This is a genomic window from Pricia antarctica (assembly GCF_900101815.1).
In the GTDB taxonomy this organism is placed as follows: Bacteria; Bacteroidota; Bacteroidia; order Flavobacteriales; family Flavobacteriaceae; genus Pricia; species Pricia antarctica.
Genome location: NZ_FNAO01000004.1, coordinates 86,390 through 112,547, shown reverse-complemented (window position 1 = coordinate 112,547; position 26,158 = coordinate 86,390). Strand labels below are relative to the sequence as shown.

At 43.8% G+C, this 26,158-nt stretch carries 24 protein-coding genes; 7 read left to right on the top strand and 17 right to left on the bottom strand.

The window, feature by feature from the left end:
- Nucleotide 1: 1 nt before the first annotated feature.
- The 3 genes from BLT07_RS08080 to BLT07_RS08070 all read left to right on the top strand — a co-directional run bounded on the left by BLT07_RS08080 (nucleotide 2) and on the right by BLT07_RS08070 (nucleotide 2,374).
- A complete protein-coding gene (locus BLT07_RS08080; RefSeq protein WP_245726477.1) occupies nucleotides 2–850 on the top strand; it encodes an ion transporter in 849 nt (282 codons plus the stop codon).
- Entirely contained in the window at nucleotides 850–1,764 is a 915-nt protein-coding gene (miaA, locus tag BLT07_RS08075) for a tRNA (adenosine(37)-N6)-dimethylallyltransferase MiaA (RefSeq protein ID WP_091867581.1), read from the top strand. The genes BLT07_RS08080 and miaA overlap by 1 nt, the downstream gene beginning before the upstream one ends.
- 103 nt (nucleotides 1,765–1,867) lie before the next feature.
- Complete coding sequence (locus BLT07_RS08070; RefSeq protein ID WP_091867579.1) at nucleotides 1,868–2,374, top strand: gluconokinase; 507 nt, start codon at nucleotides 1,868–1,870, stop codon at nucleotides 2,372–2,374.
- Between the two features lie 127 nt (nucleotides 2,375–2,501).
- Here BLT07_RS08070 and BLT07_RS08065 read toward each other — a convergent pair whose 3' ends face one another.
- The 14 genes from BLT07_RS08065 to BLT07_RS08000 form a co-directional block, all read right to left on the bottom strand.
- On the bottom strand, nucleotides 2,502–3,215 hold the full coding sequence (locus tag BLT07_RS08065; protein WP_091867577.1) for a response regulator transcription factor: 714 nt from the start codon (nucleotides 3,213–3,215) through the stop codon (nucleotides 2,502–2,504).
- A 29-nt stretch (nucleotides 3,216–3,244) separates the two neighbouring features.
- Nucleotides 3,245–4,825 carry a sensor histidine kinase gene (locus BLT07_RS08060; RefSeq protein WP_091867576.1) on the bottom strand — a complete coding sequence of 527 codons (1,581 nt, stop codon included), beginning with the start codon at nucleotides 4,823–4,825 and terminating at the stop codon, nucleotides 3,245–3,247.
- A gap of 102 nt (nucleotides 4,826–4,927) precedes the next feature.
- Nucleotides 4,928–5,515, bottom strand: a complete 588-nt coding sequence (gene coaE / locus BLT07_RS08055) for a dephospho-CoA kinase (protein ID WP_091867574.1) — start codon at nucleotides 5,513–5,515, stop codon at nucleotides 4,928–4,930.
- Nucleotides 5,512–6,468, bottom strand: coding sequence for a CdaR family protein (locus tag BLT07_RS08050; RefSeq protein WP_091867572.1), 957 nt, complete (start codon nucleotides 6,466–6,468; stop codon nucleotides 5,512–5,514). The genes coaE and BLT07_RS08050 overlap by 4 nt, the downstream gene beginning before the upstream one ends.
- 34 nt (nucleotides 6,469–6,502) lie before the next feature.
- Nucleotides 6,503–7,585: a glycosyltransferase family 2 protein gene (locus BLT07_RS08045; protein ID WP_091867570.1), complete on the bottom strand. Its 1,083-nt coding sequence runs from the start codon at nucleotides 7,583–7,585 to the stop codon at nucleotides 6,503–6,505.
- A 7-nt stretch (nucleotides 7,586–7,592) separates the two neighbouring features.
- The gene (locus BLT07_RS08040) at nucleotides 7,593–8,405 is read right to left on the bottom strand and encodes an enoyl-ACP reductase FabI (RefSeq protein ID WP_091867568.1); all 813 of its coding nucleotides are present in this window, start codon (nucleotides 8,403–8,405) and stop codon (nucleotides 7,593–7,595) included.
- A gap of 38 nt (nucleotides 8,406–8,443) precedes the next feature.
- Nucleotides 8,444–10,099, bottom strand: a complete 1,656-nt coding sequence (gene recN / locus BLT07_RS08035) for a DNA repair protein RecN (RefSeq protein WP_091867567.1) — start codon at nucleotides 10,097–10,099, stop codon at nucleotides 8,444–8,446.
- Nucleotides 10,100–10,180: 81 nt separating this feature from the next.
- Nucleotides 10,181–11,068, bottom strand: coding sequence for a type IX secretion system protein PorD (gene porD, locus BLT07_RS08030; protein WP_091867565.1), 888 nt, complete (start codon nucleotides 11,066–11,068; stop codon nucleotides 10,181–10,183).
- Nucleotides 11,061–12,266 (bottom strand): bifunctional phosphopantothenoylcysteine decarboxylase/phosphopantothenate--cysteine ligase CoaBC, encoded by a 1,206-nt coding sequence (gene coaBC / locus BLT07_RS08025; RefSeq protein ID WP_091867563.1) that lies wholly within the window; start codon nucleotides 12,264–12,266, stop codon nucleotides 11,061–11,063. Before coaBC ends, porD begins: the two co-directional genes overlap by 8 nt.
- A 47-nt stretch (nucleotides 12,267–12,313) precedes the next feature.
- Nucleotides 12,314–12,646 carry a DNA-directed RNA polymerase subunit omega gene (locus tag BLT07_RS08020; RefSeq protein WP_175455285.1) on the bottom strand — a complete coding sequence of 111 codons (333 nt, stop codon included), beginning with the start codon at nucleotides 12,644–12,646 and terminating at the stop codon, nucleotides 12,314–12,316.
- A gap of 14 nt (nucleotides 12,647–12,660) precedes the next feature.
- Entirely contained in the window at nucleotides 12,661–13,497 is an 837-nt protein-coding gene (locus BLT07_RS08015) for an outer membrane protein assembly factor BamD (protein WP_091867561.1), read from the bottom strand.
- Between the two features lie 210 nt (nucleotides 13,498–13,707).
- Entirely contained in the window at nucleotides 13,708–15,171 is a 1,464-nt protein-coding gene (locus BLT07_RS08010; RefSeq protein WP_091867559.1) for a M14 family metallopeptidase, read from the bottom strand.
- Between the two features lie 84 nt (nucleotides 15,172–15,255).
- A complete protein-coding gene (locus BLT07_RS08005) occupies nucleotides 15,256–15,909 on the bottom strand; it encodes a peptidoglycan recognition protein family protein (protein ID WP_091867557.1) in 654 nt (217 codons plus the stop codon).
- Between the two features lie 2 nt (nucleotides 15,910–15,911).
- Nucleotides 15,912–16,325, bottom strand: coding sequence for a 3D domain-containing protein (locus BLT07_RS08000; protein WP_245726476.1), 414 nt, complete (start codon nucleotides 16,323–16,325; stop codon nucleotides 15,912–15,914).
- 145 nt (nucleotides 16,326–16,470) lie between these two features.
- On the opposite strand from BLT07_RS08000, the gene BLT07_RS07995 reads away from it, so the two are divergent.
- Nucleotides 16,471–17,805, top strand: coding sequence for a serine hydrolase domain-containing protein (locus tag BLT07_RS07995; protein WP_091867555.1), 1,335 nt, complete (start codon nucleotides 16,471–16,473; stop codon nucleotides 17,803–17,805).
- Between the two features lie 446 nt (nucleotides 17,806–18,251).
- Here the strand turns inward: BLT07_RS07995 and BLT07_RS07985 are convergent, their stop codons facing one another.
- Nucleotides 18,252–19,094: a 1,4-dihydroxy-2-naphthoyl-CoA synthase gene (locus BLT07_RS07985; RefSeq protein ID WP_091867551.1), complete on the bottom strand. Its 843-nt coding sequence runs from the start codon at nucleotides 19,092–19,094 to the stop codon at nucleotides 18,252–18,254.
- Between the two features lie 189 nt (nucleotides 19,095–19,283).
- Here BLT07_RS07985 and BLT07_RS07980 point away from each other — a divergent pair, with 189 nt between their 5' ends.
- Entirely contained in the window at nucleotides 19,284–20,399 is a 1,116-nt protein-coding gene (locus tag BLT07_RS07980; RefSeq protein WP_091867549.1) for a DUF2914 domain-containing protein, read from the top strand.
- A gap of 214 nt (nucleotides 20,400–20,613) precedes the next feature.
- Here the strand turns inward: BLT07_RS07980 and BLT07_RS07975 are convergent, their stop codons facing one another.
- Together BLT07_RS07975 and BLT07_RS07970 are read right to left on the bottom strand one after the other, a co-directional pair.
- Nucleotides 20,614–21,870, bottom strand: coding sequence for a glycosyltransferase (locus BLT07_RS07975; protein ID WP_245726475.1), 1,257 nt, complete (start codon nucleotides 21,868–21,870; stop codon nucleotides 20,614–20,616).
- A 170-nt stretch (nucleotides 21,871–22,040) separates the two neighbouring features.
- Nucleotides 22,041–24,950 carry an FAD-binding and (Fe-S)-binding domain-containing protein gene (locus tag BLT07_RS07970; protein WP_091867547.1) on the bottom strand — a complete coding sequence of 970 codons (2,910 nt, stop codon included), beginning with the start codon at nucleotides 24,948–24,950 and terminating at the stop codon, nucleotides 22,041–22,043.
- A 111-nt stretch (nucleotides 24,951–25,061) separates the two neighbouring features.
- Between BLT07_RS07970 and BLT07_RS07965 the strand changes: the two genes are divergently transcribed.
- Together BLT07_RS07965 and BLT07_RS07960 are read left to right on the top strand one after the other, a co-directional pair.
- Nucleotides 25,062–25,580, top strand: coding sequence for a hypothetical protein (locus BLT07_RS07965; RefSeq protein ID WP_091867545.1), 519 nt, complete (start codon nucleotides 25,062–25,064; stop codon nucleotides 25,578–25,580).
- Nucleotides 25,581–25,646: 66 nt separating this feature from the next.
- On the top strand, nucleotides 25,647–25,949 hold the full coding sequence (locus tag BLT07_RS07960) for a DUF6787 family protein (RefSeq protein WP_091868210.1): 303 nt from the start codon (nucleotides 25,647–25,649) through the stop codon (nucleotides 25,947–25,949).
- Nucleotides 25,950–26,158 lie beyond the last annotated feature (209 nt).

Sequence of the window (26,158 nt, the reverse complement as noted above, 5' to 3'; positions counted from 1 at the left end):
TTTGCCAAGAACCAAACCGGAAAAGGGCTGGAGACACAAAGTCCACGAAGTTATTTATGAGGCCGATACCCCTATGGGTAAATGGTTTGACATTCTTTTGTTCATACTCATAATTATCAGTGTTCTGCTGGTTATGCTGGAAAGTGTCAAATGGATCGATGCCACCTATCATCGAAGTCTCTTCGTATTTGAGTGGATCATCACGATTTTGTTTACCATTGAATATATTGCCCGTATCGTCACCATTAAAAAACCGTGGAAATATATTTTTAGTTTTTACGGAATCATCGATTTTCTTTCCACCATACCGCTTTATCTTTCGTATATTTTAGTGGGTTCACAGGTGTTTTTGGCGGTAAGGGCCTTAAGACTATTAAGGATTTTTAGAATTTTAAAACTGGTACGGTTTTTAGGTGAAGCTTCTCAATTGCGCAAAGCCCTGAAAGACAGTAGGGCGAAAATCACTGTCTTTTTGTTTGCCGTGTTCATCATAGCGGTAATAATGGGTACCTTGATGTACTACATCGAAGGTGAACAGGCTGGCTTTACGAGTATTCCCACCAGTATTTATTGGACTATCGTTACGCTGACTACCGTAGGTTATGGTGATATCGCACCAATTACCCCACAAGGCCAGCTAATTGCCACGATGATTATGTTATTAGGTTATGGCATCATTGCCGTTCCGACGGGTATCGTTACTGCAGAAATGGGCAAACAGGTCAAAAGTAATAAAGATGCGGACGACGATCAGTTTGTACACGTAAACACTCAAGCCTGTACCACTTGTGCAAAAGAAGGCCATAGAGACGATGCTAAATATTGTTATAATTGTGGAAGTGAGCTATAATGAATAAGACCTTGCTATCCATCGTAGGCCCCACCGCTATCGGAAAGACCACAGTGGCAATTTTCCTCGCCAAGCATTTTGATACGGAAATTATTTCGTCGGATTCCAGACAGTTTTATAAGGAAATGTGCATCGGTACCGCCGTACCATCAGCAGAAGAACTGGCCGCCGCAAAGCATCATTTCATTCAGCAAAAGAGTATTTTGGATGCGTATTCGGTCGGAGATTTTGAAAGGGAAGCGCTTCAACTACTGGAAAAACTTTTTACGAAAAAGGATATCGTAGTAATGGTCGGCGGCAGTGGTTTATATAACGATGCCGTAACGAAGGGAATGGACAAATTTCCCAAAATCGATCCGGATATCAGAAAACAATTGAATAAGGTATATGAGCAAAACGGCATCGAAAAACTTCAGGAGCAATTAAAAGAGGAGGATCCCGGCTACTATGAAAAAGTGGACAAAGAAAATCCCCATCGTCTGATACGTGCCCTTGAGATTTGTTTTGGCACGGGAAAACCCTACTCCTCCTTTCTGGAAAAGGCGAAAAAATCGCGGCCTTTCAGAACGATAAGCATAGGTTTAAAGGCAGATAGGCAACTCGTCTATGACCGCATCAACTCAAGAGTAGATGACATGATCGTCCGAGGTCTGATATCGGAAGTCGAAAAGCTAAAAGAGCACTCAAACCTAAATGCCCTTCAAACAGTCGGTTACAAAGAGCTTTTTCATTATTTGGAGGGTAACTGGACTTTGGATTTTGCGATATCGGAAATAAAAAAGAATACCCGCCGATTCGCCAAGCGCCAAATGACCTGGTTCCGAAAAAACGACGATACCCTATGGGTATCTAACGACATTGAGAGAAATGCCCTGATTTCTGAAGTAGAAAATAAAATGCGAGATACAGTTTAACGGTTCGGGTTCCTTGGTTTGTTGGATTGAGTTGGGCTAATAGCCGCCGAGGTCAACGATAGCCGGAGTATTACTTTTAACCAATACCTATACACTTTTAAAGATGGACAAAAACGACCACATATTTTTCGTCATGGGAGTTTCCGGTTCCGGAAAGACTACCATCGGAAAACTTCTGGCAGAAAAACTCGGAATTTCCTTTTTTGACGGCGACGGTTATCATCCTGAAGCTAATGTTGAAAAAATGGCCCACGGACATCCATTGAACGACGATGATCGCAAAGGCTGGCTTGAACGGCTGAATGAACTGGCCAAAGAACATTCAGATAAAGGGGCGGTCATTGCATGCTCCGCATTAAAAAGCAAGTATCGAAAGTTACTTCGGAAAGGCTTAGATCGAATACAATTTGTGTATCTTGAAGGCTCCTTTGAACTGATTTCGAAACGATTGGCCGATCGCAAGGGTCATTTTATGCCACCAGAGCTTTTACGTTCACAATTTGAAGCTTTAGAAATTCCGGTTCATGCGGTTTCGGTTTCCATCGCGGCCACACCCCCGGAAATAGTTGCCGATATTATGAAGCAATTGAATCAAAACCATCGCGGCTGACCCCTGCCTTAGATTTCCTATTTTCTTTTTAAATTGTAAAATTTACAATACCAACTTAAATAGACCGGTTCTAGATAGAATCGGTCTATTTTTTTATAATTGTATCCCTTAAAGTATGGGGGAAATTCTATTTCTGCTCTTCCTTCACCACCAAACGAAAGCCTTCGCCATGGATGTTCAGGATTTCAACGTCATCGTCAATTTTCAAATATTTTCGCAACTTAGCGATATAGACATCCATACTCCTTGAAGTAAAATAATTGTCGTCACGCCAAATTTTGGTAAGTGCGAGTTCCCTTGGCATCAAATCGTTTTCGTGAAGGGCCAACAAGCGCAAAAGTTCATTTTCTTTGGGTGATAGTTTTATCGCTTCTTGGTCTTTATACTTTAGGAAACGTAATTTGGAATTCAAATGAAAGTTACCTAATTCAAACTCAAACTTCTTACTTTCGGACAATGAGTTCGACGATTTTCTTTGAAGTATCGCCCTAATTTTCATCAAGAGTACTTCAGAATCGAAAGGCTTGTTCAAGTAATCGTCGGCACCGGCCTTATAGCCTTTGAGAACGTCTTCCTTCATGGTCTTGGCGGTAAGAAAAACGATAGGTACATGTTCGTTTTTCTCGCGGATTTCCTTGGCCAAGGTAAAGCCGTCTTTATAGGGCATCATGACATCTAAAATACAGATGTCATAATTATCCTTTTTAAATTTTTCAAACCCCTCCATTCCGTTTTTTGCCAAGGTAACGTCAAAATCGTTCATTGACAGATAATCTTTGAGTACTATCCCGAAATTGGGATCGTCTTCTACCAAAAGTATTTTCTTGTTTACTGTTTCCATAGTATTGAGTTAGCGAAGTCACTGGGACTTCAGATTAAAGGCAATTTTATGTAGAAAGTGCTTCCTTTTCCTTTTTCACTCTCCGCATAGACTTCGCCTTGATGATCATCTATAATTTTTTTAACATAAGCGAGACCAAGACCGTGTCCTTTTACGTTATGTATATCTCCCGTATGCTCGCGGTAGAATTTTTCAAAAACTTTTTTAACTACCGCCTTGCTCATCCCGGCACCATGGTCTTGTATTTTTATGATGATGTGGTTTTTGGCCACTTCCGTAAAAATATCGATACGCGGTGCTTCGGGGGAGTATTTTATGGCATTGTCCATAATATTGACAATGACATTGGTAAAGTGCATCTCATTGGCTACTACCTCACTGCGTTCTGCGTCGAGATGGGTTTCAATATAACCACCTCGATCTGCTACAATAAGCTCGACGTGCGCTATGGCATCATGAATTATGTCGTGTGCGTCTACCCTATCCTTACTAATATCCAACTGGTTTTTTTCCAATTTCGATATGCGCAATACGTTCTCGACCTGTGCGTGCATCCGCTTGTTCTCGTCCCGTATCATGGTAAGATAACGCAGCACCTTCTCGTGGTCACCGATAACTTTCGGATTCCGTATGGCTTCCACCGCCAAGTTTATGGTGGCTATAGGCGTTTTGAACTCATGGGTCATATTGTTTATAAAATCGGATTTTATTTCCGCTATCTGTTTCTGTCGAATCAGCTGATAAATAGCACCTGTATAGGAAGCTACGATCACAAGAGTAAACAATAAAGACAAAATGGCCAGCCACAAGATAGAACCCATCAAAAACCGTTTCTTCTTCGGAAATGAAATCAAAAGCGAAAAACTACTGTTTCCCTCACTGTCCTTAAAAATAGGGGTCTTATATAGCGTGTTCTCTGCAAATTTAAACTTTGGGGATTTTACCTTCGTCGGCATTCCCCTACTATATACGCCGTATTCAAAGTCAAGGTTCAGATTGCGATTCCGCAGCTCACGATCCAAAAGCAGTTCAATTTCTTGTTTGCTCACTCTTTTGTGAATCGGGACTTTCTTGGCAAATTCTCTGAAAACATCTTCAAAGGCCGCTTTTTCCATAGAAGAAAGTCCACCAATTTTTTCCAGCTTTTGTTTCGCGGTCAATCGATATCCCTTACCGTCTAAACCGAAATCTTCTTTGTAAATCGTTTCGGTGCGCTTACTGGTGTACCCCTTAATGGTAGTCGTATCACTGGCATTGCCATTGTCAAAGAACGTTGATGCTATATTGTAATCCTCTTCAAGTATACCGTGGGAATAAAAACGGATTTCGTTGGAGTTGACGTCTCGGTCAATGAAAAATATATCCTTGAGATGCGAACTCCTGGGTTCGCCTACACTATCTTTTATATTAATATAGCGTTCGAAATAATCCTTTCGTTCCCGCTCCTCTATTTTTTCCGAAACATTGTGCAATACTTCGGATACCGTAGTGGTGAATTGCTCCTCTTTATCCTCTACCGATTGCTTGATCCAGAAAACTTGCACCAAGATTATTCCTATCAGGGAGAGGCTCATCAACACCACCAACAGTACAAATAACCTTTTGTTCATGTACTAGTGTTGTGTTAATCCTATTTTCGTAAAATTAAAGATTTAACAGTAGCAATCGAAGTGTTTAACCAAACCTTAACAGAAATGTTAAAATTTGGAATTTTAGCTATTCTCAAGGAGGGCGCGGTGTATTTTCAAAACTTGGCGCTCCGTCGTTTTCAGGTCAAGGTTTTCGATTATATAGTCGGAGGAAGCGATTTTTCGGGTATCCTTCCATTGGTTTTGCATTCGGGCCTTTATAGTCGTAGGGGAGCTTTTCGGATCCCTATCCATAATACGTTGTATTCGGAGATTTTCGGGTGCCGTCACCAATATGATTCTATCGTAAAAATTTTGTGAGCCTATTTCAAAAATAATTGCGGCCTCTTGAATTACATAGGCCGTTTTTTGTTGTTTCGACCATTCTAAAAAATGCGTTCTTACCGCCGGATGCACGATGGAATTCAGCTGCCCTAAAAGGGATGTGTCATTAAAAACCTGATCTGAGATGAAGGTTTTGTTTAACCTTTCATTTTTGTAGGCGGCTTCGCCAAGGAGGGTTTTTAGCGCTTTTTTTAAGGATGTGGAGTTTTCCATGAGTTGTTTGGCCTCATCATCCGAGTTATATACCGGAACGCCGAGCTGGGTAAACATCTTGGCAACGGTAGTTTTACCACTGCCTATTCCCCCGGTCAAGCCTACATATTTCATATCTTTTTGACAATATATTCGACTTCGGTCTCCTTAAGCTTTACGCTATGGAGCCCTTCAGGTTTTTTGAGCAGCACGAGCGGTAATGCTTTGGATGCTTCCTTTTTTTTACCCTTATAATCCGCGACCACTTCAAAGTCCGTTTGTTGTAATTCCTTTAAATAGTTCATTTTCGCTTTGCATATAACGGATACCTTATCGGGAAACGTCTTGACGTCTAGGTCGTCGGGAAGATTAATGACCATAACGGGCACTTCAAAAATCTTTTCCGAAAAACGGGCAATCTTACCGCTCAATATGACAGTACTTTCTGAATAGGACGTATTCTTTAGTGTTGGGGATTTAAACAAGTTCAGCTCTTCCACAAAATCGGAGGTAAGATCGGGCAACGTTAATTTTTCTGTTCGTATTTGGGTGATGCTATCTATTTCATCTTCTGGACCGATCACCGAAATCGAATCGGGAGTCATCAGAATTTCTCCGTCTAACAGATAGTTCTGCGCCAGGTTAATTTTCACCCGGGGTCTAACGGGCAACTTTTTAGTGATTACCGGAAGCATATTAAGAAAGAGGGTGTCATTGTCGATTTCTAAAAGGGCCATCGAACCGGTCATCTGTTTTTCTATTTGAGTGCGGTAGTCATTTTCGGGAACATAGAATTTGGAATCGCTTTTCTCCGCTTCGGATACGTCAATACTCACTTTTTTATTTTTGAAATTAAATCCGAGAAACTGGAATCCTCCGGCCCTGATCTTTACATCCATTTCTTTTTTGGAGGCACCTTTGAACAAATATCCCTCGGGGAAGTTCACGTATTCCAAATCAAAGGCTGCGGTACTGACATAGGTTTGTGATAGGGCATTGATAAACCAAATAGCGGCAGAACATCCCAAAAATGCAAAGAATACCTTTGCTTTTCGTTTTTTCAGGGCTCGTTTTATGCTTTTTATCATCGATTTGAATTAATGAACCTGTCTCAAGACGAGTTCAATCTACCCTATCCGCATCCTTAAAAAATAAATACGGAAATAGCGTCTCAGGCTTCTTGCCGCTAAAGTTAAGGAAGATGGTGGACTTAAGGAAACCGTAACCATATCCCACAAATTGAATGCATACAGCTACCAAAGATAGAATTGCTATGGCCAAGCTTTTGTTTTTTAATAGGGAATCCAAAAAAATAAGTCCAAAATAGAAGGCATACAACCCCATAGGAAGTATTATTCCAAGATTCCAAAATAGGACTGCCGTTAAAAATCCCAGGCAAAACAGGGTAGGAAACCAATACGTCATCTTTGCCATTTTCGGATAACGACGGTTCAAAATTGGACGGACCATACCGAATTTTTTTACTTGAACGAAGAATTTATGCCAGTCGATGCGTCTTTTATGATAAACGAAAGCTTCGGGTATCAACTTCGTGGTAAAACCCTTCTCCCAAATTCTAAAGCTTAGGTCCGGATCTTCCCCCGGATGGATATTTCCAAAACCGCCCGTTGCCTCGAATGCCAATTTGGAAATGCCCATGTTAAAGCTACGCGGTTGAAACCCTCCTTTTTGTCCAAAAGTTGTACTTTTATCGCCTGAAAGCTTATCCGATACTTTTCGGTTACCGCGAATGCCGCCCGTGGTCAATATGGCCGTCATGGCATAATTAATCCCCTTTTGAACCAAACTGAAAGACCCGTGCGCCGCATCTGGACCACCATAGCAATGAACATAGTGGTTTAGAAGCGATTTTTCTACGGTAGCGAGATACTGGGGCGGTAAAATACAATCGGAATCCAAAATAATAAAATAATCGCCTTTGGCGCGCACCATCCCATAATTTCTAGAGCTACCAGGACCGGAATTGGGCTTTTTGAGGTAGGTGACGGAAAGCATGTCTTTTCCTTCCACATGCCTATGCAAAAAATCCACAATGACCTGCTCGCAGGGTATGGTAGAACCGTCCTCGACAATAACGATTTCAAAGGCATCGGAATAGGTCTGTAGGGCCAGACTTTCCAATAGCTCCCCTATCTCTTCGGGCCGGTTATACACTGGGATTATGAAGGAGAAGGCTATTTTCATTCAGCAATCACTTCGCAAACTGCTCCATCACTTCTTGGCTGACACCGGTGTTGGAAAATCCACCGTCGTGAAAAAGGTTTTGCATCGTAACTTTTTTAGTGAGATCGGAAAATAAGGTTACGGTATAATCCGCACATTCTAGGGCCGTGGCATTACCTAATGGCGACATCTTTTCAGCGTAATTGATAAAGCCATCGAAGCCTTTAACTCCCTGCCCTGCCGTGGTCGCCGTGGGGGATTGCGAAATGGTATTCACCCTTACTTTCTTGTCCTTACCGAAGAAATAGCCAAAGCTTCGGGCTACCGATTCCAGATACGCTTTATTATCCGCCATATCGTTATAATCGGGGAAAACCCTTTGCGCCGCCATGTAAGTCAGGGCAACGATACTGCCCCATTCGTTCATGGCGTCGGCCTTATGCAGCGTTTGTAAAACCTTATGGAAGGAAAGTGCGGAAATATCCCAGCCTTTGGTAGTGAAATCATATTTTTCATCCGTATAGGCGCGGCCTTTACGTACGTTGACGGACATGCCTATCGCGTGTAGTACAAAATCAAGTTTACCCCCTAAAATTTCTGTCGATTTGGCTACTAAATTCTCCAAATCCTCTTCGCTGGTGGCGTCGGCAGGTATGACTTCAGAGTCGGTCTTTTTGGCCAGTTCATCGATTTGGCCCATCCGCAGGGCGATGGGTGCATTGGTCAGCACAAAAGTACCGCCTTCTTCGTGTATTCTTTCGGCGGTCTTCCAGGCGATGGAATTCTCGTCCAAAGCTCCAAAAATGATTCCTTTTTTTCCTTTCAATAAGTTGTATGCCATGTTCTCAAGTTAATTTATTACAATAATTTCAAAGATATCTAAAAATTTAACAACTCCCTAGCATGCGCCATGGCCGAATCGGTCAGATCTTTACCGCCCAACATGCCAGCGAGCTCCCTTACCCTTTCGTCGGGATCAAGCTTTTTCATTTTGGTATGGGTCGTTCCGCCTTCCTCGATTTTAAAGACCTTAAAATGATGATCGCCTTTTGAGGCTACTTGCGGCAGATGGGTGATGGAAAATACCTGCATGGTCTCGCTCATAGCGTTCATGATGTCGCCCATTTTATTGGAGATTTCGCCCGAAACACCGGTATCGATCTCATCGAACATCATGGTGGGCAGGTGCTCGTATTTGGCTAGAATGGACTTTATCGTCAGCATGATTCGGGAAAGTTCCCCTCCGGAGGCTACTTTTTTAAGCTCACCATAATCCGTACCCTTGTTTGCGGAGAATAAAAACATCAACGCATCTTTTCCGTTATTCTTGAACTCTTTGGAAGGATATATTTCAATTTTGAACGTCGCACTCGGCATGCCCAAGGACGATAAACTATCCTGCAATTGTTTTTTAAGACTGGGAAGCACTTTTTTACGCTGGGCGGATAATGACTCCGCCAAGGTATCCAGTTCTTTTTGCTGAACGGATTGCAATTCTTGTTTTTTCTGGATATCGGATTCCAAATTTTCGGTAAAACTAACCTTCTCGGATAGGGCTTCCTTGATTTCCAGTAATTCTGAAACATCCCCTGCCCCGTGCTTTTTTTGTAAATCGTAAAGCTGCTGTAGTTTGGTGTTGGTCTCTTCCAACGACTGTGGATCGGCTTCGGCACGCTCCTGAAATCGCTGTAACTCTTCGGCTATGTCATCGATCTCGATGAATACGGACTGTATCCGCTTGTTCAGGTCCGTATATTGACTTCCAAAACCGGACAAACGGTTGGAAACTTGTTTTAATTCAGTGAGCGAATTGACCACGCCTACCTGATCATCGTTCAACAGTTGATATCCCTTGGACAGTAGTTCCAAGATAGTTGAAACGTTGTTCAGTTGTTCGTAGCGCTCTTCCAGCTCCTCTTGGATACCCATTTTTAATGGAGCGGCTTCCAATTCTTCCAACAAAAAGCTATTGTAATCGTGTTCTTTTATGGCCTCCCTTTGAAAATCGATAAGCGCTTCAAGTTCCTTAGAAGTTTTGCGGTATCCCTCCAGGTTATCCAAATAGGTGGCTAGCAGTTTCCCGTTATCCGCCAAGGCGTCGATAACTTTCAGTTGAAAATCGTTGTCCGCCAAACGCAAGGTCTGGTGCTGGGAGTGCACATCGATAAGGCTATCCCCCAGTTCGGTAAGGATATCCAAGGTGACCGGGGAATCGTTGATAAAGGCACGGGACTTCCCGCTGGGCTGTATTTCCCTTCGCACGATCGTACGCTCCTCGTAATCGAGATCGTTATCCTCAAAAAAGGACTTTAATCCATATTTATCAATTCTGAACTCCGCCTCGATGATACATTTTGTATCCTTATCCCGTAAAGAAGAAAGATCCGCCCGCTTTCCCAGGACCAACGAAAGGCCTCCCAGTAAAATAGACTTACCCGCTCCGGTTTCTCCTGTGATAGCGGTAAATCCGTCCGTGAACGAAACGTTCAGTTCATCGATAAGGGCGTAGTTTTTTATGGAAAGGTTTGCGAGCACTGGCTACTGTAAAGTTTTAGTGCGGTAAAGATAATCGATAATTCAGTAAAATGGCAATCGGAGTAAAAGCGAAGGCCTAATTTAATACTTAATATCCTTCCAAGTACTGGAATAGGTGGGAGCGACGGCATTTAGGGTTTCCTTCAATTCGACAATATCCACTTTGGGGCCATCGGAGAAAACATTTTGGATCTCTTCGGCCTTGGCGTCAAAAAAGGTCTGTATCAAAAACGCGTTGGGACGGCGTTTGATCATCGTCTCGAAGAGTTTCATCGTACCGGCGATAACCTGTTTGCCTGTACTATTGTTATCGCCTAAAATATCAAGACCCTTTCGGTGGTAATTGTACATGGCGATACGGTATTCGCGATACGTGTTCGACAACAGATTATCTATCAATTCGAAACGGCTGCGATCACTATTCTGATCCCACCCCGAGAAATTGCTTCCCTGCGCCTGTGTGGTTATTTGTTGGGCCGTTCGGAACGAATCGGTACCCCCTTCCAAGGCAAAAGTATCGGCATCCAAACCCAGAATAACGTATACGTAATAGGATACAACGCCTATTAGGTTCGATTCAAAAACGTTCTTGTTGAACACTAGCGGTTGAAATTCGATATATTCAAAATTGAAGTCATTGTCCTTATAATTAAACACCGGACTATCGTACGAGGTATTGTAAACGGGACGGGAGGATTGGATTTGGATATTGCCTTCAAAACGATTGGATTCGTACTTGGTAATGGTAATGAACATCTGACAATTGACCCGTTCGTTTTCTTGATAGGTGCGGTTCGTCCATTTGTTTTTATTCACAAAATCGTTCAACGAACGTTCCAAAGTCTTGAATATCTGCTGGTTGGTCTGCGATACCTGATCGGAATTTACGGTAACCGTACAATTCAGCTCTTGCGCCTGTAACGACAGTCCCAAGCATGAAACTACCAACAAAATAAGGATTTTACGCATCGATTCGTTTAATGATCTCGGAGAAAATATCTTGGGCTACCTCGGCCTTGCTCTTTAGTTCAAACGGTATTATTGCGGAATTGGTATCTAAAAAGGTAATTTTGTTAGTGGGTGTTCCGAATCCGGCCCCGGTATCGTTCAGGGAGTTGAGCACGATAGCATCCAAATGCTTCTTTTTCAGTTTGGCCTTGGCATTATCGAGTTCATTTTCGGTTTCCAAAGCAAAGCCCACCAGATATTGCTTTTTCTTTGCTTTTCCGAGCGATAACAGGATGTCCTTCGTTTTGACCAGCGCAATGGAAAGCTCGGCTTTGTTCTTTTTAATTTTCTGTTCGGATACGGATTTCGGACGATAATCGGCGACTGCGGCGGCACAAATAACAATGTCGGCATCTGGATAATTTTTATGCGCGGCATGGTACATATCATCGGCGGAAATCACTTTTTCCAAACGGATAGATTCATGGGTGGCGGTCTGATGGGATGGTCCTGAAATCAATACCACTTTAGCTCCTAAATTTGCTGCAACTGCCGCAAGTTCAAAGCCCATCTGTCCTGAAGCGTGGTTTCCGATAAACCGGACAGGGTCGATTGCTTCATAAGTGGGTCCCGCCGTTATCAGTACTTTTTTACCGGACAAGGGCAATCCTTGCGATACAAACTCCTGTATAAAACGGACGATATCCTCGGGCTCCGCCATTCTGCCCTCACCGTGCAATCCGCTGGCCAATTCGCCCGAGGTTGCGGGAATCATCACATTGCCGTAAGATTTTAATTTTTCGAAAGCCATTTTTGAAGAGGGATGCCTGTACATATCCAAATCCATTGCGGGCGCAAAGAAAACAGGACATTTTGCGGAAAGATAGGTAGCCAATAACAAATTATCGCACGTGCCGTTCGCCATTTTTGACAAGGTATTGGCGGTAGCTGGCGCAATCAACATCAAATCGGCCCAAAGACCCAGTGCTACATGATTGTTCCAATCCGTACTTCCAGACTCTTCACTTATGAAAGAGGATAAAACGGGATTTTTAGAAAGGGTCGCTAAAGTAAGGGGAGAAACAAAATCGCCGGCACGCTCCGTCAAAATAACTTTGACGTGGGCGCCGGCTTTTATCAACAAACGGACTAAAAACGTGGTTTTATAAGCGGCAATTCCTCCGGTAATGCCTAAAAGGATGTTCTTGCCATCTAGCATATGCCAAAATTAGATTTGAACGTGGATTCAGGGCTGCTCACTAGAAACTACTCCTCCTTCTCCGTATTCCTGAAATATATCTTATCGTTTAACCACTCTTCGACGGCCAAGGCATGGGGTTTCGGAAGTTTCTCGTAGAATTTGGAAACTTCGATCTGCTCTTTGTTCTCGAAGACCTCTTCTAGGCTATCGCTGTAGGTAGCGAACTCTTCCAATTTCTCCAACAACTCCTTTTTGATTTCGGAATTGATTTGAACGGCTCGCTTGGCCGTAATGGAAATGGCTTCATATATATTATCCGTTTTTTTGTCGAAATCGTTCTTATTGATCGTTTTCGTGCTAACTGCAGCTTTTGAATTTTTCAAGTCGTTCATATCCATAATTTAATATCAATTTATTTGGCTTCTTTTTCTTGTGCAATCTCTTGCTGATCTGAAGTAAGTTTTTCCAACAATTTATCCGCCCTTACGGCGTACTTGGTTTCAGGAAACTGTTTTTTCAGGGCATCATAGTCCGCTTGGGCCTCTTTTACTCTTTCCGGTTTTAGCCGTTCAAAACTATTCATCGCGAACTGCGTGGCCGATTCGAAACGGTAGTACATGGCATCCTCTCGGTAGATCGATCCCGGAAAATCAGAAATAAAATTATCGAAAGCACTGATGGCAGGATTTAGGAACGTAAAATCAAATTCCCCCAACTTATTGTATTGTTTGCCGATCTCATAGGCTTTTTGCTCTTTCTTGGTAGATAAATCTTTGGCCATCTCGTTCGCCTCGGCAAAATATTCCGAATCGGGATACATATTGATAAAACTCTGTAGTTTAATCAAGGCCTTATCGGTATCGGTCTGATCGAGCGAGTACCGAGGTGATAGTTCGAAATAGCTTTTAGCACCGTAAAAGGAGGCTTCAGCCACCTTTTCACTTTTCGGATACGACTTGACAAAACGTTCGAACTGATAGCCCGCCATATTAAAATCCCCGCGTTGAAAATAGCTATCCGCGAAGAAGAACATGACCCGTTCACCCTGAGGCTTCCCAACATATTTCGGGGCAATTTGCTCAAACAGGCGGTTGGCACGTTTCATATCGCCCTTATCGTAAAACTTCTGGGCCAAATCGTATTTGGCCTTAACATCCTCGTTTTTCAGTACTTTTTGGTACTCACTGCACGAATGCAGCGCACCGGCCAAAAACAATAGGGGGACTATTCTCTTAATTTTAAAAAACATTTTGCAAAATTACGGATTCCTTTTGGATAAAGAAAACTATTTCTATAACGCTAAGTTAGCCGTAGAAATATGCAAAACAAGGGTTTTGTGGAAGATTTAACAGGCTACTTGACAATCGTAAATTGGTAATATCGAGCACTTCCACCGCGCTCAGCATAAACTACAGTCGAGATGCCGAGTTCCAAAAGATGTATCCCCAAATTATAGACTTCACCTATAAATCATGGCATTTCCGAAGCCCGCCGCACTCTTGTTAACATTGACGAGAAACCCGTTGATAACCGCATATTCGATCTTCCCGTTTTTTTCAAGAAGGAAAGTCGGGTTAATGCCTACCTCAATGTTAAATTCTGGCACCACATACTTTTGTCCGATAATATGGATGGGAAACGGCGAATCCAACATATCCTTGGGAATATTTTCTACCCGGATATAGGTATGTCCGGATTTTAAGAGGGATTCGATTTTTAGCCTTCCCAGGACTTCCACTGATTTTAAAGTTTCAGGATATACTTTTCCGGGAACTATCGTATAGCCAGATGCATCAAAGGTTTCGTACCCATAATAGGTCGAAAGATCGCCTTGATCGAGAATGCGGCTGCTATACCAAAAATCAGTATGGTCTTCTTTGTCAACTTCCAAACGATTCATGCCGATATCGATGACATAGTCGTTGTCGAGTAACGGATAAGTGGCGTTCTCGATTTTCAGGTCGAAGAGTTTCCGGTCGTTTTCAGGGATTTTCTCATAATCTCCCAAGGGGATGTCATTATAGCTTCCATTGGCAATGGTATAAATAGCGGATAAAATAGAGACGTAATTCAATTTACGGATTTCCTGTTTTTCCACATCCTCTTGATATCCGCCGGATTCGATCAAAATAGTACTCGTACCCCACTTTTGGATGTTATCGCCAAAAGCGCGCGGCTCAAAATCATCGTTATACCGACCTACTTGTCCTGGTGCATATTTTTGAAGGATTCCGTTCATAAAAACGATGACCTTCATGGCATTCGCACGAACATCGTTGATTTCCTTTTCATAATTATAGGCGGGGGCTAAATAGGATATCGTCGCTGGTTTTTCCGTGCGCTCCGCATTGTAATACGTACTTTGGTCGTGCAGGTTGAAACCAAAGTCCGCATCAAGGCTGTCCCGAACCCGTTTGAGCGCACGGCTTTCTGGGGATTGTAGCCGAAGTGCATCCCGGTTTATATCGACGCCCAGTCTATTTCTTCGTTGGAACACCTCTGCCCCATCAGGATTCAGCATGGGCAGGAAATGAAGGGTACAGCTTTTTAGGATGGCCTGTTTTTCTACCTTAAAATCTTCACTGTCCAAAAAATTGAGGATATCGAAGATGGCCTGGGTGGCCGTCGGTTCGTCACCGTGCATCTGCGACCAGAGGAAGACGTCGGTCTTTCCCGAGCCGATACTGATCAGCGAAAGTTTTCTCCCTTCAATGGATTGGCCCACGGCCTGTACGGTAAATTTCGGATTTTTCCGGAATGTATCGATTAGCGGCTGCAGTTCATGGTATTTGGTACGACGCTTGTCGAGGGACGTCTCACGATACTTGTCATAGGTTTCGTAGAGCGATTCGGTGATGTCGTTTTCTTGGGCGTTGGCAATGATAATGGTAAATAAGGCTAAGAACACAAGTTTAAAGTGCATTGGGGGTCGGTTTTAATTTGGTATTGATTTGAAAGTTTTTCCTTTTAGTAGAAGATCTAGATAGTACAAACGGCAATAGATACTCTAGGGATTCTGTTTAAAATTGAGATTTTGGGTCGCTTGCCGGACTTTCTGCATGAAATCTACTCCCGGATCTGTTTTTTTGGTCCGGTAGCCATCGTCCTTTTCCAACCACAGCGGATGATTCTCAAAATTCCTGTATTCGTAATGACCGATCAAATAATCAATTTTGTATTTCGCGGCCAAGTACTCCACTAAGCCTATGTTCGACTTGAGTTGTGCTTTGGTAAGAGGCTTGCCTTCGGTGCCACCGACGTTCTCTACCCCGAGGGCGGTGTGGTTGAGTCCGATGACGTGCCTGGCCATGGTGGTTTCAGGCATCAGGCGGTAAATCGTACCGTCTTGATCGATCAGAAAATGGGAGGAAACATTAAGGGCACTTGCATTCTCGAGATCCGGCCGCCAGCTCGGTAATTTTACATTTTTGAACGCATCGAACGAGCCTTCAAAGGTGGGAATGGCCGTCCAGTGCAGCACGATCATTTTTGGGTCGATGGTCGGGGCATCCTGGTCCAATCCGTAATGGTCTTTGAGATACTCCAAGGTTAGTTCCCTGCGGGTTTCGTCGAAAATTATGGGTTTGTCGATGATTTCCACTTGCGGTTTGCAGGAAACATGGAGCAGCACAAACAGTATGGGTATCAAAAAATTCTTCATAGTTAGTCAATAATTGCTGCGGAATCCCTTCTGATCCGAAATTGGATTTTCAGTCTCCTGGTCCCCCACTCCCTTGCTCTTTCAATATCCCTGCCCATATAAATGTCTATTTTGTTTCGCATTCGGCCGGCCATTTTATCCTTGACCAAAAATACACCCTCTAGGCCTTCGATTTTCACTTGGGTGTTATGGTCGAGCCCTAGCGCAATAAGGTCTCGTGATACCGCAACAGCCTTCATTCCGGGTACCAAAGTATCGCTCCATGCCGCCAAAGTCGGCAATCCGTCCGTTTGGGCGCGAGTGGAATTGTAGGCGGATACTTTTACTACCTTGGACTTCCAAATATATTTCTTTTGCTCGGCGCAGGAAACGAACAGCAACGTGGAAAGCAGGAAAAGAGGGCGAATTCTGTTCATTTATCGAAAGGGGATGATTATTTCTGACGACAATATCGGTATTTTTTTGCTCCCTCGTTCGGATGGCGGTAAGCTTTTCATATAACATTCCCATTTAAAGGATGGATTGACTTATTTTTGAAACGAATTCTTCTAACCGCAAACCATGAAATTATTTAAAAGAGTATTACTTGTCGCCTTGGTCATCTTTGTAGTGGTGGCCTATTTTAACTATCCCAAACTCAATATCATTTCCGGTTATGCCTCGAAGAACATGGCTTCTACTGTTTTTCTGACGGATAGAAGTCCCGAATCCGTCACCCTGAACGACAACGACGTACCATTGATAAAACTGGCAGATGTTGAAGAGGATCCCAACGAAAAACAGGCCACGGCCTCGGTATTCGGGTTGATGGAACGAAAGTCCATTTGTCGTGACGGGCTCGGCTGCACGCTAATCAACGACAAGTATGATCCAAATACCATTACGCCCAAACCCCATCGCACGGGCTTAAAAAACGAGCTGCCTTTTCCCTATGGAAATAATGGAAGCAAGGACACTACCTTCGCCAATGTAGATTATCAGCGGCTGGATAAAGCCGTTGAAGACGTTTTCTCGAATCCTGAAAGTCAAAAAACCCGAACGGTTTTGGTCACCTACAAAAATCAGATCGTCGCCGAAAAATATATCAAGGGCTTTAAAAAAGATACCCCGGTACTCGGATGGAGCATGACGAAAAGTATAGTAGCAACCCTGTACGGAATTTTGGAATATCAAGGCAAAATCGATCTCGACGAACCTGCCCCTGTACCCGATTGGAAAAACGACGGTCGTCAGAATATCACCCTGAACCACCTACTGCGCATGCAAAGCGGACTCGCCTGGGACGAGGACTATACCTCGATTTCCGACGTTACCAAAATGTTGTTTCTCGACTCCGATATGACTTTGGCACAGGCCAAAAACGAAGCCATAGCTACACCTACGAAAGTTTGGAACTATTCCTCCGGCACCTCCAATCTGTTATCTGGAATTTTAAGGAAACAGTTTAAAACACACTATGAATACATCGATTTTCCTTACATCGCCCTCATAGATAAAATTGGTATGCATTCCATGCTTATCGAAACCGATATGGAAGGCAATTTCGTAGGCTCTTCCTATGGATGGGCCACCACCCGCGACTGGGCCAAATTCGGATTGTTGTACCTCAACAAGGGCAACTGGAACGGTGAGCAGCTCTTTGACAAAAAATGGATAGACTACATTACTCTGCCGACCGCCCATTCCGACGGGGACTATGGAGCCCACTTTTGGCTGAACTCCGGTGGAAAATATCCCGATGTGCCGAGGGACATGTATTCCGCCAACGGCTATCAGGGGCAGCGGGTATTTATCATCCCCTCTAAAGACTTGGTAATAGTCAGAACGGGCTTGGCCGAGGAGCCTGAATTTGATATTAATGGCTTTTTAAAGGATGTGGTCGCATCGATACAATAGAATTAATCGTTTTTGGGCCAACCTAATCGCGGAGAAGTAAATTTTCTTCAGCGCTTTCGTTTTCTCCGTTCCTTTTGTGTGAACCTGAATGCTTTCTGTATTTAAATTCGCTTGATTTGGTTTTGCTAGGCAGATTTGTTTTAACAGCAAAGAACACAAAGAAGGCAAGGAATTCACAAACTGGATTAAGCCCAATTTTCAGCTTACTTTTCAAATTAGGTTTGTAACAATCATCATTAATAGATTCCAATTTAAATAGCAAGAAAAGCCCTACACAACAATTTTAACACCTTACACCACATCAATTCCCCATTTCGCAACAAACTTTTCCTTTCGACGAAAGATGACCGTATGTTTACACTGTAATTAAAACGGAGTTAATTTTTCATTTTTCATATAGTGTTCTCGATAAAAGAGCCCTTTCCTAACGGAGGGGCTCTTTTTGGTTAAGGTAGCCACTTGTCGTTTCCAAAATTAGGTTTACGCTTCTCCAAAAAAGCATTCCGCCCTTCCTTGGCTTCTTCCGTTCCATACGCCAATCGAGTCGCTTCCCCGGCAAACACTTGCTGCCCTACCATACCATCATCCGTCAGGTTCATGGCGAATTTTAGCATTTTTATCGAAGTTGGAGATTTCTCCAACACTTCCTGCGCCCATTCGTACGCGGTTGCTTCTAGTTCTTCATGGGGAATTACGGCGTTGACCATCCCCATTTCATAGGCTTCCTGCGCGGAGTAGTTCCTCCCCAAAAAGAAAATTTCACGGGCCTTTTTCTGTCCCACCATTTTGGCGAGATAGGCAGATCCGTATCCCCCGTCAAAACTGGTAACGTCGGCATCGGTCTGTTTGAAGATGGCATGCTCTTTACTGGCCAAGGTCATGTCACAGACCACGTGCAAACTATGTCCGCCCCCAACGGCCCAACCGGGCACGACGGCAATTACCACTTTCGGCATGAAACGAATTTGCCGCTGTACTTCAAGAATATTCAGGCGATGCTGTCCATCTTCCCCCACATAGCCCTGCGCTCCCCTAGCCTTCTGGTCGCCACCGCTGCAAAAAGAATAGATGCCGTCTTTGGTCGATGGGCCTTCCGCGGAAAGCAGAACGACGCCGATCGACGTATCTTCCTGCGCATCGTAAAAAGCCTGATAGAGTTCACTGGTGGTCTTTGGCCGAAAGGCGTTGCGTACATTCGGTCGGTTAAAGGCGATACGGGCCACACCGTTACTTTTTTTATAGGTAATATCCTCGAAATCCTTGGCGGTCTTCCAATCGGGTTTTTGCATGGTGTATTTTTTTTACTGTCTTACAAAGTAACACATATTGGTGGAATTCCTAGGATATTACCTATCCTCAAAACAAAATTCCAAACAGAGTATTGAATGTATACAATAAACAGGAACGAAAACGTTACAGTAAGGACCGACTAGGTTTAGGCGCCCTTCATTAACATAAAAAAACTGCTTCGGTACACCATGAACAAAATAGTTGCACGGTTTAGAAACAGTAAGTTCCGTAGATTCCTCAGAAAGCACCAAAAATACGCCCCTATCCTATGTTTTATTGGAGGATTTATTTTTGATACTTTAACGCTTGGCCGTATCGACCGAACCTACGATTTAGTGGTGCTGTGCCTGCACATGTCATGTTTGACCCTTACCCTGTACGGCTATAACTTAGCGGATGACGGGCGATGGAACAACACGGTGTTGGAGCGTTTCGAGGAATTTTTTCCACTGGCCATCCAGTTTTTCTTCGGGGGACTTTCCAGTGCCTACGTCATCTACTTTTCGAGAAGTGTTTCCCTCTCCAAAACGGCGACGTTTTTTATCATATTGGTCGCCTTGCTTTTTGCCAACGAATTCCTTAAAAAACGCATCTCCAACAAATACCTGCAGTTCAGCGTGTATTTCTTTATCAGTTTTACATTTTTCACCTTTATGGTTCCCGTATTTATTAGGGATATGGGCACCTCCATTTTTCTATTTTCAGGTTTTGTCAGTTTAGGAAGTACGTTGCTCTTGATAATCTTGATATACGCATCAAGTCACTCTACACGAATGGAAATCCGTATGCCTAAATTGATCGGAATCATTGGGTCCATTTACGTATTCATCAATCTGATGTATTTCCTTAAACTTATTCCCCCCGTACCCTTGGCTTTGGATGAAGGAATAGCGGCACATGATATCAGTATAGAAAAATACAAATACGTGGTCAGCTATGAAAAGGAAGATAATTATATTTTTTGGAGGGACCACAAGCTAAAATTCAGCTTTACCCCCGGAGAAAAAGTCTATGTTTTCTCGTCGATATTCGCACCGACGGATTTGAAAAAATCCATCCTCCATAGCTGGAAATGGTACAATGCCGTCGCAGAAGAATGGGAAGTTGTTGAAGACATCGGGTTTAATATAACCGGAGGCCGTACGGGCGGCTTTCGTGGGTATACCTATAAAAGCAATGTAAAATCCGGCCAATGGAAAGTGGACGTCATCACCAAAGAGGGTCTGGTGTTGGGGGTTATCGATTTTGAGATTGTGACTCGTATTTCTTCGGATAGTCTAAAATTCGCACAGCGAAAATTTTGACAGCGATTAAAAATCACTGTTCACAAACCGAATAATCGAACTCGTATACAAAGTCTTATCCTTAATAGTACAACAGATGATAATTGGCCCCCAATGCAACTTTAGGGGTTATGTTCAATCCCCCACCGAAGAACGCGGCGGATTCCTATTAATTTTTTTTAATATCCCCGGCTAACATCTTTAATAATCGTGATTCTTTCTAGATAGGCGAATTCTAACTGCGATTTTTCTCCTCGATCCATTTTGACATAAACTTCGTACTGGCCAGTGTTTGATGCCTCAACATAGCGCCTATAAAGTTTTGGGTTCGGTGTTCTTCGAGCCTATTTCCAAGATTCGCTATTTTTCCAGCTAGATTTTGATGCAAAACACGCTTATCATACAAGCCATTTATGATAGTTATGCCATTGAGTTGGGCAGAACGCCATTTCTCGTGATTTTGATACAGCGAAACGGCGGCACGGGCCAAATCCTCGGCCGTCTCCGCAATCTGGCCGTTCCAATTAAGACCGGTATGCATGCCCTCGGCACCGATGGAGGTAGTGACTGTAGGAGTGCCTGCCCGCATTGCATCGGTCAATTTTCCTTTAATGCCCGCCCCAAAGCGCAAGGGAGCTAAGCTCACTTTAGCTTCCCTTAAAACGGTTTCGGCATTTTCACTCCATCCCATGATTCGGAATCCTTCTTTGAGATTATTCAGGTGTTGGATATGTTCGGGGAGATAGGCCCCATAAATATGGAGTTCAGCGTCGGGCAACTTATTTCGGATCAGCGGCCATATTTCATTTTTAAGCCATTGGATAGCATCGATATTGGGCGCATGTTTACCGTTACCTATACATACAAAATCTTTTCTGGCGTCAAAAGACGGCCACTTTTTTACGGTCTGTTCATCCAAAGCTTTCAACATGAAAGGGAGATGTAGCAACAGGTTTTTGTCGATTTTCAAGGTGTCGGTCAACAACTGCATCTCGTAACTCGAAATTATGAGGGAAAGGTCTGTTCGGTAGATACTTGCGATTTCACGTTTGGTGGTATCGTTCTGCAACCAGGCGTCGATTGAAAAGGGAATATCCCTTTTAAACAAAGTCTGCCGTGTGTTACGTAGCGAATGCAAATCTTCGGTGTCTAAGATCCGTAAGGCATCGGGAACGGATTCTGCCACGCGCCAGCCGAACTGTTCTTCGGTCAGGAAACGGTCGAAAATGACGATATCGGGATTTAAACCCATCACAAATTCATCAAATGAAGCATCGTTAAGTTGTATAGATGCCTTTTCTATGCCCATAGCTTCCAAGTTCAGCGAAAGTGGAGTTTCGGCGGCGGCACTAGCAAAAATCGTTCGGTATTTTTGTTCCAGAAAAAAATAGAGCAGCTGGAGCATCCGGTTGCCTGCAGCCGTAGAGGTGGGCTCAGGCCAAGTGAAACCGATGAAGAGGACCGTTTTTTTATAAAAGAGCTCAGATGTCAAATTATAAAGTTTTTCAAGGTCGATACGTCCGTTCGAGGGCAGTCGAGAACTCCAAGTGGCTACGCGCTAATTAGGTCTCGACTGCACTCGACCTGACAAAAGGCTACCTGTCATTAGGTTTCGAGTTTAGTCTATCTTGAGCGCCGTCGAAAGGCTCGATCTGACAAACCTTACGCCAGCGCCTCCTTCAAAATCGTCACCGGATGCAACGCCTTTCTTTTGGTGCCATCATAGATCTGGTGCCGGCAACTGGTGCCATTGGCCGAGATGATAGTGTCTTCCGCAGCTTTCCGAACCGCCGGAAAAAGTTTCAACTCCCCGACCTGCATGCTAATATCATAATGTTCCTTTTCATACCCGAAGGAACCCGCCATACCACAGCAGCCCGATGTAATAATGGAAACCATATAATTTTCTGGAAGATTGAGTACATCAAAGGTTACTTTTTGATTACTCAAAGCCTTTTGATGACAGTGATTGTGGATTTTTATGATTTTTGCCTCCTTGGTAAAATGTTCCGCTGTCAGTTCTCCCTTTTGGATTTCTTGGGATAGAAATTCCTCCAATAAAAAGGAGTTCACGGCAATGGCGTTGGTGGTTACGGAATCTTTGGAAAAACGTTTGTATTCGTCCCGAAAGGTCAAAATGGCCGATGGTTCCAAACCGATCACGGGATGGCCTTGGTCGGCAAAAGCCTTAAGTTTGGGTATATGGGTCAAAGCTAGTTTTTTGGCTTGTCTTAAAAATCCTTTGGAGATGTAGGTGCGCCCGCTTTCCCCATAAAAAAGTTCCACCTCATACCCCAGGCGTGTCAATAATTCAATGGCATCTTTTCCCAATTCGATATCGAGATAATGCGTGAACTCATCAATATACAAGACAAGCTTTCGTTTCGATGTAGAATATTCTTTTTTAAAGGATTGAAGATACATATCGAAATTAAAACTTGATACCTTGGGAAGGCTTCGCTGAGCGGCTACCCCTGCGGATTTTTTCAACCATCCGCTAAGAAACTCAGAACCATAGACCGCATTAGTGAGACCCGCCACCTTACTGCCCAGTCGGTTCAATTTCGTGTTGTAGGCAAAAAGTTTACTGCGCAGTGGATAGCCGTTCGCTTCTTGATATTGGTACAGGAATTCCGATTTTAGGATCGCAACATCGACGTTACTGGGGCACTCGCTGGCACAGGCCTTGCAGCTAAGGCATAAGTCAAACACTTCCTTCAATTCTTTTTGGTCGAACCGGTTCTTTTGGTCCGAAACGGTCAAAAATTCCCGTAATGCGTTTGCCCTACCGCGGGTCGTATCTTTCTCGTTTCTGGTGGCATGGTAACTGGGGCACATAGCACCGTTCATGTGTTCTGTCTTTCGACAGTCGCCGCTACCGTTACATTTTTCGGCCGCTTTGAGGATACCTTCGCTATCGGAAAAATCCAACATCGTCTTTATTTCCGGTTCTCGGCGGTCGATTTCGTAGCGCATGGATTCGTCCATCGGATAGGCATCGACGATTTTACCGGGATTGAATATGTTCTGGGGATCAAAATACTTCTTGATCCGTTTGAGCAGCTCATAGTTGGCCTCGCCAATCATCAGGGGAATGAATTCGGCCCGAACGATGCCATCTCCGTGCTCCCCGCTGAATGAGCCCCGGTATTTTTTCGTCAATTTGGCAACATCGGTCGTAATGCCCCGGAACATGCCCACATCGGCGGACTGCTTTAAATTCAAAATGGGACGCAAATGCAACTCCCCTGCCCCAGCGTGGGCATAATACACGGCATCTTGACCGTAGCCTTTCATGATTTCAGTGAACTCTGCGATAAAATTCTTTAAGTCTTCCACGGCAACGGCGGTATCCTCAATACAGGCCACGGCCTTGCGGTCACCGACCATGTTGCCCAAGAGGCCGAGTCCCGCTTTTCGCAATTCTATGGCTTTGTTAATGTCGTCACCCTTCAATACTGGATTTGCATAACTGAGTCCCGACTTGGCTATGGTTGCCTGCAAGGCCTTCAATTGTCGTTCTAAATCGGTTTCCGTATCCGCTTTTATCTCAAGCATCAAGAGCGCTGCCGGATCGCCTTCTACAAAGAAGCGGTTTTTCAGCTGTTCACGATTGTTCTTGGTACAGTCCAGTATCACCTTGTCCATCATCTCGCAGGTATGCAAGCTGTGGAGCATAACGGGAGCCACATCGCTCAAGCAATCTTCCAAAGTGGAATAATGTGTTACCACCATAGCGGATAACTTGGGTGGCAAATCATCCAATTGCAACGTGATTTCCGTGGTGAATGCCAAGGTGCCCTCGCTACCACATAACAATTTGCAGAGGTTGAAATCGGCATCGCCCATCCCAAAAACGGGATTTTGTAAAAGCGCGTCTACGGCGTATCCCGTATTTCTTCTGTGAATTTCAGGTTTGGGAAATTCGGATAGTATTTCATCCCTTATATCCTTATCAGATAATTCGTTATATATGTTTTTATAAATAGATGATTCAAATGAATCCATTGTCCTTTTAAACTCATGATCCGTCTTCGAAATGGCCTTAAATTCCGCTTCGCTACCATCCGCAAGCACCGTTTTGAGCGAAACCACTTTGTCCCGGGTCACACCGTATTGAATCGAGGTCGTACCCGAGGAATTATTGCCGACCATACCGCCGATCATGCAGCGATTGGAGGTGGACGTATTGGGGCCGAAGAATAGTCCGTAGGGTGCGAGATATTGGTTCAGCTCATCGCGAATCACCCCCGGCTGTACGGTAACCTGCTTTTTCTCTTCGTCGAGATGGATAATTTGAGTGAAATGTTTGGAAACGTCCACAACGATACCCTCGCCAACACATTGCCCGGCCAAAGAAGTTCCTGCCGTTCGCGGAATCAGTCCTACGTTATGGGTGCCGGCAAAAGCGATCAAATTTTTGATATCGGCGATAGTTTGTGGAAAGACCACGGCAAGGGGTGTTTTGCGATACACGGAGGCATCTGTAGCATATAGGGCTTTGGTAAGATTATCGGATACCAACTGCCCTTGCAGCGACGCGCCAAGCTCTTGAAGTAAATTTTTATCCAATGGAAAGCAATTTTGATTGCAAAAGTAAGTTTTTATGGTTGAAGGGATACGGCAAAACTATATTTTTGAACCCGGAAATCCATATAAATCAACATATTCAAACAAAATACCATGAAAATATTTAGTATGCTACTTTTAATGGGCATCTGCACTTCATTTACCAACTTACAAGCCCAAGAAATCGCCGATAACGCCTTCGGACTCCGCTTGGGGGACAGCGACGGTTTCGGCGCCGAAATATCGTACCAACGGTTATTAGGGCGATACACAAGAGCGGAAATCGATTTTGGCTACAGGGATAGCCGGGAGCACGATGCAATCAAACTGACCGGATTGTACCAATGGGTATATGGCATCGATCGCGGCCTAAACTGGTATTATGGCTTCGGTGCGGGTGTAGGTAGTGTAAGCTTTGAACCGGTTCCCAACGCAAATAACCCTAACGTTATAGAAGAAGTCGATGGTGGCTTTTTTGCCCTTGTCGCCGGCGATGTCGGTATCGAGTACAACTTTGATATTCCGGTTTTAGTCTCCTTGGACGTTCGCCCCGAATACGGTGTCGTCGGTTTCGGGAATTTTGACAATCGCTTTAATTTTGATATTGCCCTAGGTGTCCGATATCAGTTTTGATATGTGCAGTACAATTTCTTTCAACTGTAAATCCGTATATTTGAACCCAAAGGATTTCGCTTGAAAATAGAAAAACTAAAAAAACGCTGGGGCATTGACACCAATTTCCAGATTGTCATTATTTGTATCGTGTTCGCCGTGACAGGTTCCGCGGCGACAAAATTGGCAGCCCCAATAACAGAATTTATTGGGCTGGACCGGGAAACCACGAACCCTTGGTTATTCTGGCCGGTACGTATTCTATTGATTTTTCCTATCTATCAGGTTTTATTGGTACTCATCGGATGGCTTTTCGGCCAGTTCACGTTCTTCTGGAATTTTGAAAAGAAAACGCTAAACCGTTTGGGATTGGGATTTCTGTTCAAATGAATACAACGTCGAAGCACTTTACAATTTCTTAACACCTACCTACCTTATGTTTTCTTAGTTTTACCGCATGCGACGGATTGCATCCTTTTTTGTTTCCTCTATTTGTCTGCTTTTGGTCGCCTGCATTTTAGCGCCATCGCTGACCAAATTGTCCCATGCCCTTTTTGAACACCACCACCCGGAATGTAAGAATGCTAAAACGTTGCATG

What these genes read in the sequence shown, in the direction of transcription:
- BLT07_RS08040 (WP_091867568.1), bottom strand. Translation starts at nt 8,405, where the DNA reads ATGGCATACAACTTATTGAAAGGAAAAAAAGGAATCATTTTTGGAGCT.
- BLT07_RS07985 (WP_091867551.1), bottom strand. Translation starts at nt 19,094, where the DNA reads ATGCAAAAACCCGATTGGAAGACCGCCAAGGATTTCGAGGATATTACC.
- BLT07_RS08060 (WP_091867576.1), bottom strand. Translation starts at nt 4,825, where the DNA reads ATGAACAAAAGGTTATTTGTACTGTTGGTGGTGTTGATGAGCCTCTCC.
- BLT07_RS08050 (WP_091867572.1), bottom strand. Translation starts at nt 6,468, where the DNA reads ATGATAAAAAGCATAAAACGAGCCCTGAAAAAACGAAAAGCAAAGGTA.
- BLT07_RS07980 (WP_091867549.1), top strand. Translation starts at nt 19,284, where the DNA reads ATGAACAAAATAGTTGCACGGTTTAGAAACAGTAAGTTCCGTAGATTC.
- BLT07_RS08000 (WP_245726476.1), bottom strand. Translation starts at nt 16,325, where the DNA reads ATGAACAGAATTCGCCCTCTTTTCCTGCTTTCCACGTTGCTGTTCGTT.
- BLT07_RS08045 (WP_091867570.1), bottom strand. Translation starts at nt 7,585, where the DNA reads ATGAAAATAGCCTTCTCCTTCATAATCCCAGTGTATAACCGGCCCGAA.
- BLT07_RS08005 (WP_091867557.1), bottom strand. Translation starts at nt 15,909, where the DNA reads ATGAAGAATTTTTTGATACCCATACTGTTTGTGCTGCTCCATGTTTCC.
- coaE (WP_091867574.1), bottom strand. Translation starts at nt 5,515, where the DNA reads ATGAAATATGTAGGCTTGACCGGGGGAATAGGCAGTGGTAAAACTACC.
- BLT07_RS07965 (WP_091867545.1), top strand. Translation starts at nt 25,062, where the DNA reads ATGAAAATATTTAGTATGCTACTTTTAATGGGCATCTGCACTTCATTT.
- BLT07_RS07995 (WP_091867555.1), top strand. Translation starts at nt 16,471, where the DNA reads ATGAAATTATTTAAAAGAGTATTACTTGTCGCCTTGGTCATCTTTGTA.
- BLT07_RS08070 (WP_091867579.1), top strand. Translation starts at nt 1,868, where the DNA reads ATGGACAAAAACGACCACATATTTTTCGTCATGGGAGTTTCCGGTTCC.
- miaA (WP_091867581.1), top strand. Translation starts at nt 850, where the DNA reads ATGAATAAGACCTTGCTATCCATCGTAGGCCCCACCGCTATCGGAAAG.
- BLT07_RS08015 (WP_091867561.1), bottom strand. Translation starts at nt 13,497, where the DNA reads ATGTTTTTTAAAATTAAGAGAATAGTCCCCCTATTGTTTTTGGCCGGT.
- porD (WP_091867565.1), bottom strand. Translation starts at nt 11,068, where the DNA reads ATGCGTAAAATCCTTATTTTGTTGGTAGTTTCATGCTTGGGACTGTCG.
- BLT07_RS08065 (WP_091867577.1), bottom strand. Translation starts at nt 3,215, where the DNA reads ATGGAAACAGTAAACAAGAAAATACTTTTGGTAGAAGACGATCCCAAT.
- BLT07_RS08010 (WP_091867559.1), bottom strand. Translation starts at nt 15,171, where the DNA reads ATGCACTTTAAACTTGTGTTCTTAGCCTTATTTACCATTATCATTGCC.
- BLT07_RS08020 (WP_175455285.1), bottom strand. Translation starts at nt 12,646, where the DNA reads ATGGATATGAACGACTTGAAAAATTCAAAAGCTGCAGTTAGCACGAAA.
- coaBC (WP_091867563.1), bottom strand. Translation starts at nt 12,266, where the DNA reads ATGCTAGATGGCAAGAACATCCTTTTAGGCATTACCGGAGGAATTGCC.